We start from the raw sequence: 17,253 nt of genomic DNA on the forward strand, positions 1-17,253 counted from the left end.
TTGGAGGAAAAATTTAGAGGAGTTAATCTTCGACGAGAGTAAACTGCCAGCCACAATAGAATTCTTCAGGGTGGGGATCTGGTGGACACGCAATGCACTTCGTCTTAATCCGAGGGTCAATCGTAGAAGCGAATAAAGAGTATTCAACTTCACCAACAGGTTTACAAGGATGGTCAGGCATGTTCTTCCTTTTTCGGGCGGATTGAACACGACAATCTTTCATATGGAAAATCAAAGTATGATCATCAGGCCTTGAGGATTCTTGCACATTTATAAAGGCATAAAGTCGAAACTTCAGGGCTCGTTCCAAGGCGTCAAGCCCTCCATCTTTAGGTAAATTAAGGAACTTCATAATGCGTTTGGCCTCAATGACAGTAAACTTTCGCCAAGCTTCAATATCAAGCTCGACAGCTTCGTCAAGTCCTCGTTTTTGCTCAATGGCTTGGAACCAAAGCCCATCGTGTGCTAACCAACGCACTGCAAAGTCCTCTAAGAGTGCTTGGGCTTGTTCAAGGGTAAGGTCTTCTTTAGAGTTTAGCATTTGATCACCCTTCTTCCTTAGCTTAGGTAGAAATAGTGGACTATAATAGTTTGTATATTTAGAAAACATTCTCTACTTGTTTTTAAATTCCTGCCATTAAATAATTTAAAGTCATCACCTTGGAGGGTGATGACTTTATTGCGAAGTCTTTAGCCTTAAAAAACCGCCCAATTATTTATTTCCGGGTTCGTAGAAAGCGCATTCTGCTTCACGGTCCATCAAACTGGAAGTAACACTTAGGGTCTCAAGTTGGCAATGTCCATCCTCGTTATGGCTACATTTGATTGCAGAACAAACAACATTGGTCATATTTTTAACCACCTTTCTAGTACTGGTCAGAAAGCATAACATATCGATATATACTTTCTGGGAACATAAGTGCGACTAAGGCTATTGCCTGCGCCTATGGCCTAGCCAAGTTTTCTAAACAACATTAATGCTATAGTTCCCGAATTTTGAGAGTATATACATAGTCCATGTCAAAAAACAGCTACGTAGCTGTTTTTTGAGAAGGTTAGAGAAGATGAAGTAACTTGCAAGCCCTCGTTTTTCGCGCTATAATATATTATCTTTATTGTGCGGCTAGTTTCATAGATGATAACCGAAATACTGACGAATGCTGGGCGTCATTGTGTTCGTTATGTTATTTTGCGTCTTTTTGTTGTCTTTATTTATTTTGGGCTTCGAAAGAAATCTCGGAAATCCCCTTAGCTTTTTAGGCACAATGCGAGAGATAGAATAAAACAGGAGGGATTTATTTGCCGAAAGAGCATAAACTACAAATTATTCCATTAGGCGGACTGGGAGAAATCGGAAAGAATATGACAGTAATCCGCTATGATAATCAGATGGTGCTAGTTGATGCCGGATTAGCATTTCCAGATGATGACATGCTCGGTATTGATATTGTTATACCTGACTACTCCTACTTGATTGAAAACAAAGAAATGCTATTGGGCGTATTGCTGACCCATGGACACGAAGACCATATCGGTGCTTTACCCTATTTGTTGAGGGATTTAAATGTGCCTCTCTTTGGAACACGCTTAACCTTAGGAATTATTCAGTCCAAGATGAAAGAAAATAATCTCAACAATATCAATGCAACTGTAGTGCAACCACGCGATGTCATAAAACTGGGAGTTTTTAGAATCGAATTTATTCGTGTCAACCATAGTATACCGGATGCAGTAGCCATTGCCATTCACTCGCCTTTAGGAACTATTGTTGTAACTGGAGATTTTAAACTCGACCATACTCCAGTATCTGGGGAGATTCTGGATATTCATAAATTTTCAGAACTAGGTGACAAAGGGGTATTATGCCTCCTTTCAGATAGTACGAATGTGGAAAGAGCAGGATTTACACCGTCTGAAAGTCATGTTGGAGAAATGATCAATGAAGCCTTTCGTAATGCAAAAGATCGAGTCATTCTTGCCAGTTTTGCTTCAAACGTATATCGTCTCCAACAAGCAATCACGGCTGCTGTTGAGACTAACCGCAAGGTAGCGGTAGTGGGTCGAAGTATGGTAAATATTGTTGGGATCGCCGAGGAACTTGGATATCTGGATATTCCAGAAGGGACCCTTATAGATATCGACGAAATTATCAGTTTACCGGGGAATCAAGCCTGTATTTTGACGACGGGGAGTCAGGGAGAACCGATGTCCGCACTAACCCGCATGGCCAATCATGACCATCGACATGTGGCAATTCAACCAGGTGATACGGTGATTATCTCAGCGAGCCCAATTCCAGGTAATGAAAAATCCGTGGCCAAAACAGTGGATCAACTATTTAAGTTGGGTGCGAATGTGATCTATGAATCAGCAGAAGGAATGCACGTTTCTGGTCACGCGAGCCAGGAAGAACAAAAATTAATGTTGAGTATGGTTCGACCGCAGTATTTTATGCCAGTGCACGGAGAATATCGAATGTTGATCAAACATGCCCAACTCGCGGAACAACTGGGTATTCCTCGGGAAAATATATTCATTACTGAAAACGGAGGAATCATCGAATTTACCCGCCATGGTGCCTCTTTAGGTGGCAAGGTTATGGCAGGTAAGGTCTTAATTGATGGTTTAGGGGTTGGAGACGTTGGAAACATTGTGCTTAGGGATCGAAAGCAGCTTTCCCAGGATGGTATTCTGATTGTAGTCTTAACGATCAGCCGTGCAAGCGGAGCCATTGTTGCAGGACCCGATGTCGTAACACGCGGATTTGTCTATGTGCGTGAGTCTGAGACGATGTTAGACGAAGCTAAACAAAAAATTAGACAAACAATGGCTCGGTGTCGCGAGAATCGCGTCACAGAATGGGCTGTCTTAAAAAATCAAATTCGAGATACATTAAGTAAACATTTTTACGAGAAAACACGACGAAGACCTGTTATTTTGCCAATTATTCAGGAGGTTGAATAGACTTAAGTGTGATTGCTGAGCTACCTCGGAAAGTCTTGCTTGACTGTGAGGAGCTTTAGTGTTAAATTTGTTTTAAAATCAAATAGTTGAGCAATGATTTTTCTTAGCAGAAAAATCAAAACAGGGAAGCCGGTGTGAATCCGGCGCGGTCCCGCCACTGTAACGGGGAGTTTCTGCCATATCCACTGAGGGGACTTGGGAAGGAGGCAGAAATGATGAACCTGAGCCAGGAGACCTGATTGCTCACATGCTTTACTCACGATGAATGGGTGGCAGGAATTTTGTTATTTCAGCCCTTCATTATTATGAAGGGCTTTTATATATTTTTAAGTGTATTAGAAAACTTGGCTAGCGCCCGAAGACACTGTCTTCGCACGAATTAGCAGTCTTGTTAGCCTTAGCGAAGGCGGTCGCCATAGTTGCACTTATGCTTCCAGACGAAGACACTGTCTTCGCACGTATTAGTCTTCTTGCAGTATGTAACGAAGTTATACTTTCTGACTAGTACATAAAAGGTTTCCCGAGGGAAACTACCTGCAGGGTAAATGTCTTGTTCAAGCGGGATCTGTTTTCAAAAATGTGAATGCGACTTGAAAGCGGAAGAGAACGCACCGTCCGAGATAACCAATGCATTGCTGTCTTTAAGAGGAGTGATGTGAGGTTATCTCTTTATTTTTATGGATAGGAGAGGAGGAGCAAGAATATAAGGAGTGGAGTAATGGCGGCCGAGATATTATGGTATTAATTATATAGTTTGAACTTTTTGTACTTCCAATAGTAATTATCAAAGATAGTTAATTAATCATTTAGGTTTGGTGTTTGATATGAAAAGGAGTTGTTAATATTATGGATCTTCGTAATCTGAAGAATATCAGTTTATTAATAGCCTACGTTTTAGCTGTCTATATCGTCTTCCCCAATAATGCTTATGGTATGCATATTATGGAGGGATTCTTGCCTTTTAACTGGGCAGCCTTCTGGTGGATTGCTATGCTTCCGTTTGTTATTGCCGGGGTACATTCCATTAAAAAAACAGTTACGCTCCACCCTAGCTTAAAGATGCTGCTCGGTATGGCCGGAGCGTTTGCTTTTGTTCTGTCTGCTATGAAAATTCCGTCCGTAACAGGTAGTTGTTCGCACCCAACAGGCGTAGGTCTAGGTACCATTCTGTTCGGACCTACAGCGATGACCGTCTTGGGAATGATTGTCTTGATCTTTCAAGCCCTTCTACTCGCTCATGGTGGAATAACGACCCTAGGAGCAAATACATTTTCCATGGGGATTGTGGGGCCGCTTGTCTCTTACGGTATCTATAAAGGGTGTCAGAAATTGGGGGCTCCCTTGTGGCTATCTGTTTTTCTATCAGCTACTTTAGGGGATCTAATGACCTACATTACAACATCCTTTCAGTTAGGACTAGCCTTTCCCGCGGCTTCAGGAGGCGTAATGGCTTCTGCACTAAAATTTATGGGCATATTTGCCTTCACTCAGCTACCCTTAGCTATTAGTGAAGGTATCCTCACCGTGTTGGTTATTAATATCCTGAGTGCATACAGTCAAAAAGAGTTAGGATTTTTAGGCGTATTTACTGGGAAAGAGTTGCCCACCAGAAAACAGGGGGTGAAAGCATGAAACCAATGGCTAAGAATGGTATATTAATTGTAATTGTAGCGGTCCTGGCCTTTGCTCCCCTTTTTCTGGTACGCAATGGCGAATTCGCTGGAGCAGATGATCGAGCAGAAAAAGCGATAAGCACGATCGATGCCAATTATAAGCCTTGGTTCAAACCCTTGTGGGAACCGCCGAGCGGAGAAGTTGAATCTATCTTGTTTGCCCTGCAGGCAGCCCTCGGAAGCGGATTCGTCTTTTATTATTTAGGCTATGCTAAGGGTAAACATAGTGCAAGCAAGAAGGATCAAGCATGATAAGCATTGATTGTTATGCCTATAGTAATAATTTGAAAACAGTTCACCCTGTGGAAAAGTCTCTATTCGCGATGATTACTATGGTAGTGTGCCTAACGTCTCCTACAGTAATCACCCCTCTTATCGTGTTAGCATTAATGACTGGAGGGATTGTCTGCAAAGCAGGCATCCCTCCCCGGGTTTTTGTTAAACTCATGCTTGTTCCTCTATCTTTTCTCCTGATAAGCGTTTTGACGATCGCGTTTTCAATTTCGACCAACCCTTCGGGATTTTGGCTAGCTCAAACGATTAATAGCGTAACGGTAGGAACACGCTACCCAGATTTGATTACCGCAGTGCATCTCTTTCTAAGATCGTTAGGGGCTGTTTCCTGTCTTTACTTTCTAGCCTTAACCACACCCATGACTGAAATAATCACAGTACTTAACAAGATGAAAGTCCCTGTGATTATTACCGAATTAATGGTGCTAATTTATCGCTTTATCTTTGTCTTTATGGATACAGCCACCACGATTCGCCGAGCTCAGTTTTCTCGTTCAGGTTATGTATCTATGAAAGGTTCTTACCGTTCTTTAAGTCGGCTCTTTTCTGCGCTGTTAGGGAAAGTTTTTGTAAAATCCCAAGAACTTTACAATTCCATGGCAGCGCGGTGTTACACGGGTGAGATTAAAGTGCTTACCAAGAAACGTCCCGTTAGCCTCAGAAATTATCTTATTATAACAGGGTTCGAGATCCCTTTGATCTTATTAAATTTGCTTTGGAGGTAATACGTTTGTCAGAGCTCATACTTGAAGCAGTTAATTTAGAGTATTCTTATCAGGATGGCACAAATGCTTTGCGCAAAGTGAATTTACAAGTTGAAAAAGGAGAAAAGTTAGCAATTCTGGGATCAAACGGAGCTGGAAAATCTACGTTGTTTATGCAATTTAACGGAATCTTTCGCCCTAACTCAGGGTTTATAAAGTACCAAGGAGAAGATATCTCCTATAAAGGCAAGGCACTTATAGAATTGCGCAAAAAAGTGGGAATCGTCTTTCAAGATCCGGATAGTCAGTTGTTTTCCGCTAGTGTGTACCAAGATATCTCGTTTGGTCCTCTCAATCTTGGTCTTTCGGAAGAAAAAGTGGCAGAGAGAGTAAAACAAGCCCTGACAGATACAGAAACCACAGATCTTGAAGATAAGCCAACTCACTTACTAAGTTATGGTCAGAAAAAAAGAGTTTCTATCGCGGGAGTTCTGGCCATGGAACCAGAGGTCATAATTTTTGATGAACCAACCGCCGGGCTGGATCCTCGTCACTCCCAAGAGTTCATGCAACTTCTGGAAAATTTGAGCATTGAGGGTAAAACGATAATCCTATCCACTCATGATGTCGATTTAGCCTATTCCTGGTCAGACCGGATAGCAATAATGTACAATGGAGAGATCATGGCTCACGGAGCACCTGGCGAACTATTTATGCGCCCGGAGAATGTGAAACGTGCTGATTTGACACTTCCATGGCTGATAGAAATGCATAGTGAGTTGGTGCAAAAAGGATGGCTACCTCCGTCTACCCCTTTGCCGAAAACTAGGGAAGATTTGTTCAATAGTATTATGGCAAAGAGCGAAACTTCGGTTAAAACTTAATAGGAAGCTATGGGGGTGTTAACGGGAATGATTATGCTTTTAGGAGAAACAGCGGCGGCACGTGAGATCAGTGAGTGTCTTAGCAACAGGGGGATTGAGTTTAAACGAATACTAACTTGGACGGAAAAGGGGTTTTTGCAGATTCCTTTTTTAATCATTGATGCCAGTCCTCCTTCCAGCAGTGTGAAATTTGCCCCTTTGCGCCAATGGTGTGAACAACGGAGCGTTCCTTATCTTAGGTTAGAAAGACCTGAGACTATACTACCTGCCAGCTCTTTAATTTATCCAGTAGTTAGTTGGGAAGAAGCGTTGCTCCGATTAGAGCAACGGGTAAATGCTTTGTTTCAAGTGAAAGGTAGGCCTGTAACGGTTTTTGTCACGACTGGAAGTCACCAACTGGAAAGTATTGTGCAAAGTCCCTTTGCCCGCTTTACTCGTTTAGTTGTCAGGGTTTTGCCGGAAGGACGTTTAGTGCAAAAGTGCCAAGATATGGGCATTCCACCGAGGGATATTGTTGCGATGCAAGGGCAATTTTCCAAAGAGGTAAATAGAGTATTCTTTAAATTTTATGGAGCAGAAATTCTTTTCACTCGAGACAGTGGGTCGGCCGGCGGGACAGATACTAAAATCTCGGCAGCCTTAGAATTGGGGTTAGAGATTGTCCTTGTTAAAAGAATCAAGGCTAATACAGGATTGACTGTGAATAATGTCAATGAACTACTTGATTGGGTAGATACAAATATTCTGGAAATAGTTCCTAATGGCAGGATTTGAGCCTAAAGATGCTACGCTAACAAAACAAAACAACCCCCGTAGCACAACGTGTTGCGGGGGTTAAAACATAGTTCAATTGTTACAATGAAGCCGCATCATTTAAAATCCAGCGTCAGAAAGGTAAAGATTCAGAAGTTCACAAATGTTTTTATCATCATCCACAACCAAAATAGTTTTGTTTTTCAAAATTGTTGACCGCCTGTCCGTCTCGATAGATATATTATCACATTAAACTATTAGGAAATCGACTTATTAACTCAAGTTTAGCAACATTTTTGCGATTCTTTTTATCAACATAAAATTTAGGGACTTGAAAAATAATCGAAAGAGTATAATCTAAGCTTACATAATATTAAGACACAACCAGGAAGGCCTAAACTATGTTTAAAAAGTTCAGGCTTATTCTTGAAATTGAATTTGATTGGAGGAAGAAACAATGTTAAATCTTCTTTATAAACGCAGAAGCATTCGAAAATACAAAACTACGAAGTTAGATTCTGGTACTGTACAACTGCTTATCAAAGCGGCGCTATTAAGCCCATCTTCTCGAGGCTTTCAACCGTGGCAATTCGTTGTAGTCGATGATATCGAAGTTTTATCGCTCTTAGCGTCTAGTAAAAAAGGAGCAGGGTTTTTAAAGGATGCTGCTTTGGGTATTGTTATCTTGGCAGATCCTACGAAAAGTGATGTTTGGGTTGAGGATGCTTCTATTGCAGCTACCATTCTTCATCTGACGGCAGAGTCGTTAGGATTGGGGTCCTGCTGGATCCAAATCCGGGAACGGCAGGCCACGGAAACTGAAACAGCAGAACAATATGTGCAGAGGATCCTGGGTATTCCTGAGAACCTAAAAGTAGTATCTATTATTTCGATTGGATACCCTGATGAGTTCAAGCCACCCCATTTGGATGGAGTTTTAGGGTTTGATAAGGTTCACATGAACAAGTATGGAGCGAAATACTAAGACAATTTGCCAGGTTGATCGATCAATGAGGAAAACACGAAACCGGGGGGCGTAGGAATGGCCGAGATCTTATTTATCGCACCATTACAAGAGTTAGCTAGTTTAGTTAATGAAGTTAGTCGTCAGGAAAAGGCGACTGAAATCGATATTAAGGTCGCCCGCATGGAGGAAGGGGTGAAACTTGCCTTAGAGGCCGAGGGGCAGGGGTATCACGTCCTTGTTAGCCGGGGAGTCACAGCATGGATGATTAGAGAGTCTGGGGTTACTCTCCCTGTCATCGATGTACTTATTGGTGGATTAGATATCTTAGAAGCTTATTTGCAGGCTAAAAATCTCGGCAGCCCAATTGGCATTGTCGATGTTAATGATATGATTCAAGAAATAGCTAGTTTCGAAGAGATTATCGGAGAGAGTTTCGTAAAGTATACCTTAGCAGATCAAAAAGAGGATATTCTTAAAGGGGTAGCTGCTCTGAAGGCGGCTAATGTGCAAGTTGTGATCGGTAAAATCGCTATGGCAAATGCGGCTAAAAAACTGGGCATGCAGGCGGTGGTAATTAGGTCTGGCCGTGAGGCAGTTCAGCGTGCCCTAGCGGAGGCTAAGCGTGTCTTGGCAGTACGTAAACTAGAAAAACGCCGTGTTGAACAACTAAAAGCAATTTTAGACTTTACTTATGACGGTATCATTGCCCTAGATGAGGAGGGGAGAATTAGCGTTTTTAATCCAGTCGCAGAGAAACTTACAGGATGGAATGCGGAAAAAGCCATTGGACGGCTGGTTATAGACGTGCTGCCCAAGTCCCACAGTCAGAATGTTTTAGAAACGGGCAAAGCCGAAGTCGGAGAGATTATGGAGATAAGTCGGGCTAAGGTTGTGGCTAACCATATCCCTATCAAGGTGGACGAAAAAGTTGAGGGAGTCGTTACTACCTTTCAGTCCGTAGACAGGTTACAGAGTCTAGAACATAAGGTACGACGAACCTTAGCCGACAGGGGCCATGTCGCAAAACATAGTTTTAGTCATATCTTAGGGCATAGTCAAGTGATTAAAGATGCCGTAAAATGGGCTCGTGAGTATGCCCAAGTAGATTCTACAGTCCTCTTGCATGGTAGAACTGGAACTGGAAAAGAACTATTTGCTCAAGCAATTCACAATGCCAGCCCGCGACGGTGTGAATCGTTCGTGGCCATAAACTGCGCAGCTTTACCTGAGAACCTTTTGGAAAGTGAACTTTTTGGTTATGTCGAGGGAGCCTTCACAGGGGCCCGCAAAGGTGGCAAGGCAGGGGTATTCGAGATCGCTCATGGAGGAACTCTATTCCTCGACGAGGTTGGGGAAATGGCACCCTCACTACAAGCTCGCTTACTTCGGGTCCTAGAAGAAGGCGAGATCATGCGTTTGGGGGATAATAGCATTTTGCCTGTGAACGTTCGCTTAGTTGCTGCTACACACCGAGATCTTAAAGAGATGGTTGAAAAGGCAAGTTTCCGAGAAGACTTGTTTTATCGCCTCAATGTTTTGTCTTTAGTGGTACCAAAGCTTGCTGAACGTGGCAATGATATTTTACTAATTGCCCGTCACTTCTTGGACGAGTTTAGTCGAAAGATGAAACGAAGTATGGGTAGGCTTTCTGGAGAAGCGGAACAGGTCCTCTTAGAGTATCCATGGCCAGGAAACATACGTGAATTGCGCAATGCCATGGAGCGGTTGGTCATGTTGACTGGCGGGAGAGAAATTTCTGAGGATGATACAGCCCGGGCGCTTGGCCTGGACCAGAAGCAAACTGTCATCATACCCGAACGGGAAGAGAGGTTACGCGGCGAAGTTGAGTTAGCGGAAATTCGTTCAATTCAGAAGGCCCTTAAGGAATGTGGGGGAAATAAAACTGAAACCGCTCGTCGTTTAGGAATAAGTCGGACTACTCTATGGCGCAAAATGCAAGAAGCAGAGGATATGTCATAATATCGAAACAAAACGTTTCATATGTCAGGAATTAATGTTTCAATATATGAACGATAATTTTGGTTCAGACGATTCTGAAAGGCATAGTAACTTAAAATTAAATAAAAATAGTACAAGAAAAGTAATTACACCCACTAAAAGATGGAATATGATTCGTTCAAAGAGCTTCGGCTCTTTTTTGTTTCTTTATTGGCACAAAAATTGCAATATTCTTCAAATACAAAAGTAAAGGAGGGAAAGGCAGTGGTTAAAAATCTTCCAGTGGTCCCTACGGCGAAGGCAGGAAGCCTAGTCGACACACCAACAGGAATAACTTGGCGTATTCAATATCCGGAAATTTTAGAAAACTGCAATATGTGCTTAGATTGCACATTATTTTGCCCGGATGGGGCCATAGTCCAGCAAGAGGGTAAATTAGTTTTAAACTTAAGTTTGTGTAAAGGGTGCGGAATTTGTGCCAATGAATGTAAAGAGAATGCCATCCAAATGATCCCTGAGTATTCTGGGGTTCAGGGCGTTTTCCGTTAAGGGGGGAAATGAATGAGTACAACATTGTTAACAGGTAGTGAGGCAGCAGCCTATGGGGCAAAGCTCGCCCGTATTGAGGTACTGGCGTATTACCCGATTACACCGGCTTTTCCGGCAATGGAGAGGATTAGTAAGTTTATTGATGATGGGGATTTGAATACCCGTTTTGTACGAGTTGAATCGGATCATAGTGCTTTAGCAGCGGCACTGGGTGCCAGTCTGGCAGGTAGTCGAACGTTTACAGTGACGAATTCTCAAGGATTGCTCTATATGACGGAGGTTGTTTATCATACTGCAGGACTTCGTCAACCTGTGGTAATGGCAGTTGCCAATCGAGCACTTTCTGCACCTCATAGTCGTTTCCCAGAACAAGGGGATGCAATTTCCCAAGGAGCAAGCGGTTGGATTCATCTTTTTTGTGAGAATAATCAAGAAGTACTGGATAATATGCTCCAAGCCTTTAAAATTGCCGAAACAGTTCGTCTACCAGTGATGGTGAATTATGAAGGGTATATTCAATCTCATACCTTAGAAGAAGTGGAAATCCCCAATCAGGAGAAAATAGATCAATTTTTGCCTTTAACTCGAGTCAGGACTCTTGATGTTGAGAACCCACAGGCAGTCAATACGGTTGCCAGTCCTGAATTTTATATGGATTATAAGTTCCGCCAAAATGAGGCCATGGAGCAAGCACTAACCGTCATCGGCAGTGTTTCCAGGGAGTATGCTCAGGAATTTGGCCGAGATTGGTCCGGGTTGATCGATACGTATCAAATGGAGGATGCAGAGCACGCCTTTGTTGCAATGGGGTCGATGATTAGTGATGCTCGGATCGTCGTCGATGAACTGCGGAGTCAAGGTCAAAAAGTCGGGTTAGTAAAAGTACGGGCATGGCGTCCCTTCCCAGCCGAAGCGCTCCGACAAGCCCTGAAGAAGGTTCAACTGATTACCATAGGGGATAAAAATATTGTCTACGGTCTCGGTGGGGCGTTAGGTACCGAGGTGAGATCAGCCTTATACGGGCAAGACGTACGCATTAATAGTTATATTCTTGGGCTAGGTGGCCGAGATGTAACGACCGTGGAAATCAAGAAAGTTCTTGAACTTTCAGAGAAAACTGAAAAACAGGCAACCGCTTCCGAGTGGTTCGGGTTATAAGGAGGGATTAAACATGGCTCTATCCATCGCAGATTTGCCGAAAGAGGAATTATTTGGTCAAGGACATGCGGGTTGTGGGGGCTGTGGCGCAGCCGTTGCTGGAAGGCAAGCAATGAAGGCTTTAGGTTCCAGAACGATTATTACAATTCCAGCATCTTGCATGGCGACAATGGGCGGTTCAAATCTTAAGACAACTTGGCAGATTCCCTTTTACCATACGCTGTTTGAAATAGCCCCAGCAGTATCTTCCGGTATCAGGGCAGCCTTAGATGCGCAGGGTATCGAAGATGTTAACGTGGTTTCTTGGGCAGGGGATGCGGGTACAGCGGATATCGGGTTCCAAGCTCTGACGGGAGCAGCGGAACGTAACGAACACATGATGCACGTCTGTTATGACAATGAGATGTACATGAATACGGGAGGGCAAACGGGTAGTCAGACCCCCATGTTTGCCAAGACGAGTAACATGTCCAAAGGAAAAATGATTAAGAAAAAAAATATGCTAGCGATTATGGAAGCCCATGAAATAGACTATGTGGCAAGTGCCTCAATTGCCTATCCGTTGGATCTTATCGCGAAATTTAAAAAAGCAGCCGAAAAACCTGGCTTTTCCTATATTCATATCTTGGCACCCTGTCATCGCGGTTGGCAAATTCCAGCGGAGAAAACCATTGAATTTGCACGTTTAGCCGTAGAAAGTGGCCTATTTGAACTTTACGAAGTGGATGAAGGTAAGCGTACTCGCACTGTTGAGCCCATCTTTATTCCAGTACAAGATTATCTGCTGCCCCAAGGCCGGTTTAAGAATTTGACTCAGGAAGCGATTCAAGGCATACAGGCTGGAGTGAACAGGCACTATGGAAGAGGGGAGTGAAAATAATGACAGAGATTCGCTTTCATGGTCGCTTTGGTCAACCTGTCGGTAAATTGGTTCGAGCTCTTGCCAAACATGCCTTGAGTCAGGGGAAAAATGTCCAAGTGTTTGACTCATTTGCTGCCTATCGCCCAGGTGCGCCCATGTATTCAATTTTAAGGATTTCAAATCAACCGATCCGAGTGAGATCATCTAACAATACGAAACCTGATATGGTTGTCGTCTTAGACAATAGTCTATTTGGTGTTACGGATGTTACTAAAGGGTTGAAGAGTTCTGGAAAGGTCATGGCCTTAGGGGTAGGTGATGAAGTTCTAGGGGATAAAGCTAATGGTTTCGGATTCGTTCCTTTAGAGCCCCTATTCGGAGAGGGTACTAATTTAGAAGTTGATTTTATTAACTTACTTCATAAACAAGAGTTGTTTTAAAATCCGTTTTGTACATTTATTAGCATGTTTTAACTATGCGATCGGTGAAGTAGGGATATTTGATTCGAACTAATTCCGGAAAGCAGGTGTTAGGTTTTTTGATGGATTATTTCTATAAAAGTCTAGCTCACAGTGCGGGAGTGCTGGAAATCTCGCAAGGACAGGATATTGAGGTAGATATTAATTTAGTGCTGGCTCACGATGGTACCGGTCCTAAGTTGCTTAAACTATGGAATCCAGAAGAAAGAGTGCTTGACGGGCGGAAAGTTGTTTTTACGGTGGATCATGCTTTTCCAGCTCCGACCCCTCAAGACCGTGCTTTTCAAAGAGAATTTGCAGCGTTTTCCAAGGCTCAAGGTTGTACACTTTATAATCAAGGCGAAGGGGTGTTACATCAGGTTGTGGCGGAAAGACTTGCTCTTTGTCCAGGTATGATGATTGCCGGGGCAGACGGTCATGTCGCAACGGCAGGTGCTTTTGGAGCCATCGCTTTTGCACTAACACCTGAAGAGTTGATCCCTGTAATGACAACCGGGAAATTAAGACTAAAAGTACCCAATGTGCTGTCCGTTCAATTGGATGGAGAATTAAGTCCGGGAGTTTTACCGAGGGATGTGGCGCTTTACCTTAGTTGGAAATTGGGTGATCAGATTAATGGCAAGGCAATAGCCTTATCGGGGTCATTAATAAATGGATTGAGCGATGCGGGGCGTATGACTATTTGCAACTTTCTTCCTGAAACCGGAGCAGTGACAGCTTTTGTAGTTCCTTTAGAGGAAGAGGTTCGTCCAAGTTTTACCCTTTTTGCGCAAGAAATAGAAGCGATGATCGCCGTCCCGCCATCTCCCACTGAGGTTAGATTTGTACACGAGCTTGAAGGCACAACCGTGACAGTAGCCATCGCTGGAGGGTGCTCGTCCGGAAGGTTAGAAGATATGGAAGTTATCGCTGAAGTTCTAAGGGAGCAATCAGTACACCCCAATGTTACCTTTATTATTACCCCTGCTTCACGAGAAGTCGCCAAAGAGATGGATAACAAGGGATTAAGTATCTTAATAAGAGATCGTGGCGCAATTATCATGTCACCAGGTTGTGGCCCATGCCCTGGCAAACATTTTGGAGTCTTGACTGAGGGAGATGTTGCTATTACAACCACGATTAAGAATACTCCTGGCCGAATTGGTTCGACTAAGGCTAGCATCTACTTAGCATCTCCTCGAACTGTAGCCCAGGCCGCTGTAAAAGGGGTAATCTAAATTATAGTTTTCGGTAGCTAACCGATTATACAAATCAAGTACTAAGGAGAAGGGGTGAAAATATGTCAGAGAAAAATCAACTCGTCAACGATATGCAGGCGTTGCTAGGTCCAGAAAAAGTGATCTCCAGTAAACTTGAACGGTATACCTATACTTATGACAGTTCTTTCTTATCCCAATTAAATGAATTTTATCCGGATGTCGTAGTCTGTCCCATGAATACTGAGGAAGTCCAAAGCATCATGCGCTATGCTTATCAACATAATATACCGGTTACGCCCAGAGGCGCAGGGTCCGGTCAGACAGGGGGGAGTGTACCTGTTAAGGGTGGTATTGTCCTCGATCTTTCGGGCTGGACGGATATCGTGGAAATCGATGAGAGTAACATGCAAGTCGTAGTCAGACCGGGGATTGTGCACGCAGACCTTAATGTTGCCCTTTCACCCTATGGGCTGTTTTTCCCCCCTGACCCAGGTAGCTCAAAAATGGCGACGATCGGCGGTATGGTTGGGAACAATGCCAGTGGGTTGAGAGCAGTCAAGTTTGGCAATACGGGTCAGTACGTACTGGGTCTAGAAGTTGTCTTGCCAGATGGGGAAGTCATGAAGACTGGAGGTTTACACTCCAGAGCACTAAAAAGCGTTTCTGGGATAAACCTCACGAGCCTTTACGTTGGGTCAGAGGGCACTCTAGGGGTTATTACTCAGGTTAGACTGAAAGTTCTACCAAAACCTCCGGTAAGGGGAATTTTGCTGACCCTGTTTTCCAGCTTGGATGATGCAGCGGCAACCGTGTTGGAAGTGTTTAAGAATGGGATTATTCCATCGGGTATTGAGATATTGGATGACTCTGGGATTAAAGCGGCTAATAAATTTCAACCGGATTTAAAACTTCCAGAGGCAGAGGCTGCCTTATTTTTCGAAATTAATGGCAGCAAGGCAGCCGTTGACTTTGAGGGACAGCAAGTCAAAGAGATTGCGGAAAAACGGGCAAGCTCGGTGGAATGGGCCACGGACGCCCAGCGTATGGCGAAGCTTTGGCAAGGACGTGCAGTCATCGGTGCTGCTTCAGCGCGTGTTAAAGAGGGGGCCACAAGAATCTTTTGTGGTGAAGATGTTTGTTTTCCAATGGCTAAAGTCCCTGAGGCGCTCCGAAGAATTAAGGAGATCGGGGCAAAGCATAACACCCTTGTTGTTATTTATGGTCATATTGGCGACGGAAATATGCATACAGCGCCCATTATTGATCCCTTAAAACCAGAAGAGGTGCAAGCTGCTCACCGCGTAGCAGATGATATCCATCAACTAGCTTTGGAATTAGAAGGCTCAACCACGGGAGAACATGGGGTAGGTTTCACCAGGTCTCAATTTATGGTGGCAGAACATGGTAAGGCCTTGGAGATCATGAGAATTATCAAGGATGCCATAGATCCTAAAGGAATTATGAATCCTGGTAAGATATGGGCTGAGAGGTAAGCGTATGAAAACAACATATCGAATCGATTTTGCTGAGGAACTTAAGAAATGCGTTCGCTGTGGTGAGTGTCGTGCGAATTGCCCTATCTTTTCCGAGTCAAAAAGAGAGCCGGATTCACCACGTGGGAGACTGGCCTTGGTAAAACTCCTTCAAGAAGGCAAGATCCCAGCCTCCGTGGAACTGTCTGAAAAGCTTTATGGGTGCCTACTTTGCAAAACTTGTGCTGTCAATTGCCCGTCGGGGGTGATTACGGATGAGATAATGGTAGGAGTAAGAGATTACCTTGATGATGTTTTAGATAGAAACATTATTAAGAAGTTGGTGCTTAGAGGGTTCTTGACTCGTCCAGCTCTACTTCAAGCCTCTTTTTCGCTCGTAAAGCTTTATCAAAAGACGGGGTTAAACGACGTTTTGACAAGATCGAAACTAATTGAGCATTTGCCTGAACAAATGAGTGTCGGCGCAAAAATATTACCGGATGTCTCAAAACAACCAGCTCGCGGACGGATTCCGGAAGTTGTTAAGCCCTATGGGGAAAAACGTTTTCGTGTGGCTTACTTTTTAGGGTGTGCGACGAATTTGATTTATCCGGATGTTGCGGTAAGTGGAGTGGACGTACTAGCCAGACACGGTTGTGAAGTGGTTACTCCAGCAGTAAAGTGTTGTGGTATGCCGCATTTAGCCTATGGGGATACAGATACAGCGGTACAACTGGCCAAAAACAACATAAAGATTTTGTTATCAGCACAAGTGGACGCAGTTGTGACTGATTGTTCGTCATGTTCGGCTACTTTAGCGGAAAGCTATTTAAAGCTTTTTGAGCCTGGTACAGACGACTACAACCAAGCAAAAGAATTAAGTAACAAGGTCTATGATCTCAGTAAGTTTTTGGTGGAAAAAACGGGTGTTCAGCCAGGTCCTAATCCAGTCAATGTGACGGTAACCTATCATGACCCGTGCCATTTGAAACGGGGGCAAAATGTCTTTAAACAACCAAGGGAACTTTTAAAGGCCATTCCTGGGGTAGAGTTCAAAGAAATGAAGGAAGCGGATCGCTGTTGTGGTTCGGCGGGTAGCTTCAGTATAATGCATCATGATCTATCAATGAAAGTACTTGAACGGAAGATTAGTAACATCGCAACTGCCAAAGCTACGGTGGTAGCCACCAGCTGCCCGACGTGTACCATGCAATTAAGTTACGGTTTGAAAAAACACGGTATGGCTGGACAGGTAGTACATCCGGTGCAGTTATTGGCTAAAACATATCAAAAAAATAGTTAATTTTTACAATTTAATAAATTTATTAAAATATTT

Annotated in this window: 17 protein-coding genes and 1 riboswitch; of the genes, 15 read left to right on the forward strand and 2 right to left on the reverse strand. The window is 43.5% G+C overall.

Annotated features, from left to right (window positions below; genetic code table 11):
* Window positions 1–22: 22 nt before the first annotated feature.
* Both UF75_RS05870 and UF75_RS28045 read right to left on the reverse strand, forming a co-directional pair.
* Window positions 23–541, reverse strand: a complete 519-nt coding sequence (locus UF75_RS05870; protein ID WP_045573675.1) for a DUF6125 family protein — start codon at window positions 539–541, stop codon at window positions 23–25.
* Between the two features lie 171 nt (window positions 542–712).
* Window positions 713–850, reverse strand: a complete 138-nt coding sequence (locus UF75_RS28045; protein WP_156146256.1) for a DUF1540 domain-containing protein — start codon at window positions 848–850, stop codon at window positions 713–715.
* A gap of 449 nt (window positions 851–1,299) precedes the next feature.
* On the opposite strand from UF75_RS28045, the gene UF75_RS05875 reads away from it, so the two are divergent.
* From UF75_RS05875 to UF75_RS05945, 15 genes are all read left to right on the forward strand, one after another.
* On the forward strand, window positions 1,300–2,964 hold the full coding sequence (locus UF75_RS05875) for a ribonuclease J (RefSeq protein ID WP_045573676.1): 1,665 nt from the start codon (window positions 1,300–1,302) through the stop codon (window positions 2,962–2,964).
* A 75-nt stretch (window positions 2,965–3,039) separates the two neighbouring features.
* Window positions 3,040–3,222: riboswitch (cobalamin riboswitch) on the forward strand.
* Window positions 3,223–3,810: 588 nt separating this feature from the next.
* Window positions 3,811–4,596, forward strand: coding sequence for an energy-coupling factor ABC transporter permease (locus tag UF75_RS05880; protein ID WP_156146258.1), 786 nt, complete (start codon window positions 3,811–3,813; stop codon window positions 4,594–4,596).
* On the forward strand, window positions 4,593–4,889 hold the full coding sequence (locus UF75_RS05885) for an energy-coupling factor ABC transporter substrate-binding protein (protein ID WP_045573677.1): 297 nt from the start codon (window positions 4,593–4,595) through the stop codon (window positions 4,887–4,889). Before UF75_RS05880 ends, UF75_RS05885 begins: the two co-directional genes overlap by 4 nt.
* Window positions 4,886–5,656 carry a cobalt ECF transporter T component CbiQ gene (gene cbiQ / locus UF75_RS05890; protein WP_045573678.1) on the forward strand — a complete coding sequence of 257 codons (771 nt, stop codon included), beginning with the start codon at window positions 4,886–4,888 and terminating at the stop codon, window positions 5,654–5,656. Before UF75_RS05885 ends, cbiQ begins: the two co-directional genes overlap by 4 nt.
* A 5-nt stretch (window positions 5,657–5,661) precedes the next feature.
* Window positions 5,662–6,519 carry an ATP-binding cassette domain-containing protein gene (locus UF75_RS05895; protein ID WP_045573679.1) on the forward strand — a complete coding sequence of 286 codons (858 nt, stop codon included), beginning with the start codon at window positions 5,662–5,664 and terminating at the stop codon, window positions 6,517–6,519.
* A 27-nt stretch (window positions 6,520–6,546) separates the two neighbouring features.
* Entirely contained in the window at window positions 6,547–7,293 is a 747-nt protein-coding gene (locus UF75_RS05900) for a precorrin-6A/cobalt-precorrin-6A reductase (protein WP_045573705.1), read from the forward strand.
* 436 nt (window positions 7,294–7,729) lie between these two features.
* Complete coding sequence (locus tag UF75_RS05905; RefSeq protein WP_045573680.1) at window positions 7,730–8,257, forward strand: nitroreductase family protein; 528 nt, start codon at window positions 7,730–7,732, stop codon at window positions 8,255–8,257.
* A gap of 57 nt (window positions 8,258–8,314) precedes the next feature.
* Window positions 8,315–10,219, forward strand: a complete 1,905-nt coding sequence (locus UF75_RS05910) for a sigma-54-dependent Fis family transcriptional regulator (RefSeq protein ID WP_045573681.1) — start codon at window positions 8,315–8,317, stop codon at window positions 10,217–10,219.
* A gap of 243 nt (window positions 10,220–10,462) precedes the next feature.
* Window positions 10,463–10,747 carry a 4Fe-4S binding protein gene (locus UF75_RS05915; protein WP_045573682.1) on the forward strand — a complete coding sequence of 95 codons (285 nt, stop codon included), beginning with the start codon at window positions 10,463–10,465 and terminating at the stop codon, window positions 10,745–10,747.
* Between the two features lie 12 nt (window positions 10,748–10,759).
* Complete coding sequence (locus tag UF75_RS05920) at window positions 10,760–11,905, forward strand: transketolase C-terminal domain-containing protein (protein ID WP_045573683.1); 1,146 nt, start codon at window positions 10,760–10,762, stop codon at window positions 11,903–11,905.
* A gap of 13 nt (window positions 11,906–11,918) precedes the next feature.
* The gene (locus tag UF75_RS05925; RefSeq protein ID WP_045573684.1) at window positions 11,919–12,779 is read left to right on the forward strand and encodes a thiamine pyrophosphate-dependent enzyme; all 861 of its coding nucleotides are present in this window, start codon (window positions 11,919–11,921) and stop codon (window positions 12,777–12,779) included.
* A gap of 5 nt (window positions 12,780–12,784) precedes the next feature.
* A complete protein-coding gene (locus UF75_RS05930) occupies window positions 12,785–13,207 on the forward strand; it encodes a 2-oxoacid:acceptor oxidoreductase family protein (protein ID WP_045573685.1) in 423 nt (140 codons plus the stop codon).
* Between the two features lie 59 nt (window positions 13,208–13,266).
* On the forward strand, window positions 13,267–14,463 hold the full coding sequence (locus tag UF75_RS05935; RefSeq protein WP_242860131.1) for an aconitase family protein: 1,197 nt from the start codon (window positions 13,267–13,269) through the stop codon (window positions 14,461–14,463).
* A gap of 62 nt (window positions 14,464–14,525) precedes the next feature.
* A complete protein-coding gene (locus UF75_RS05940; protein WP_045573686.1) occupies window positions 14,526–15,938 on the forward strand; it encodes an FAD-binding oxidoreductase in 1,413 nt (470 codons plus the stop codon).
* A 4-nt stretch (window positions 15,939–15,942) separates the two neighbouring features.
* Window positions 15,943–17,220 (forward strand): (Fe-S)-binding protein, encoded by a 1,278-nt coding sequence (locus UF75_RS05945; protein WP_045573687.1) that lies wholly within the window; start codon window positions 15,943–15,945, stop codon window positions 17,218–17,220.
* Window positions 17,221–17,253 lie beyond the last annotated feature (33 nt).

The sequence above is a fragment of the Desulfosporosinus sp. I2 genome, assembly GCF_000960765.1.
In the GTDB taxonomy this organism is placed as follows: Bacteria; Bacillota; Desulfitobacteriia; order Desulfitobacteriales; family Desulfitobacteriaceae; genus Desulfosporosinus.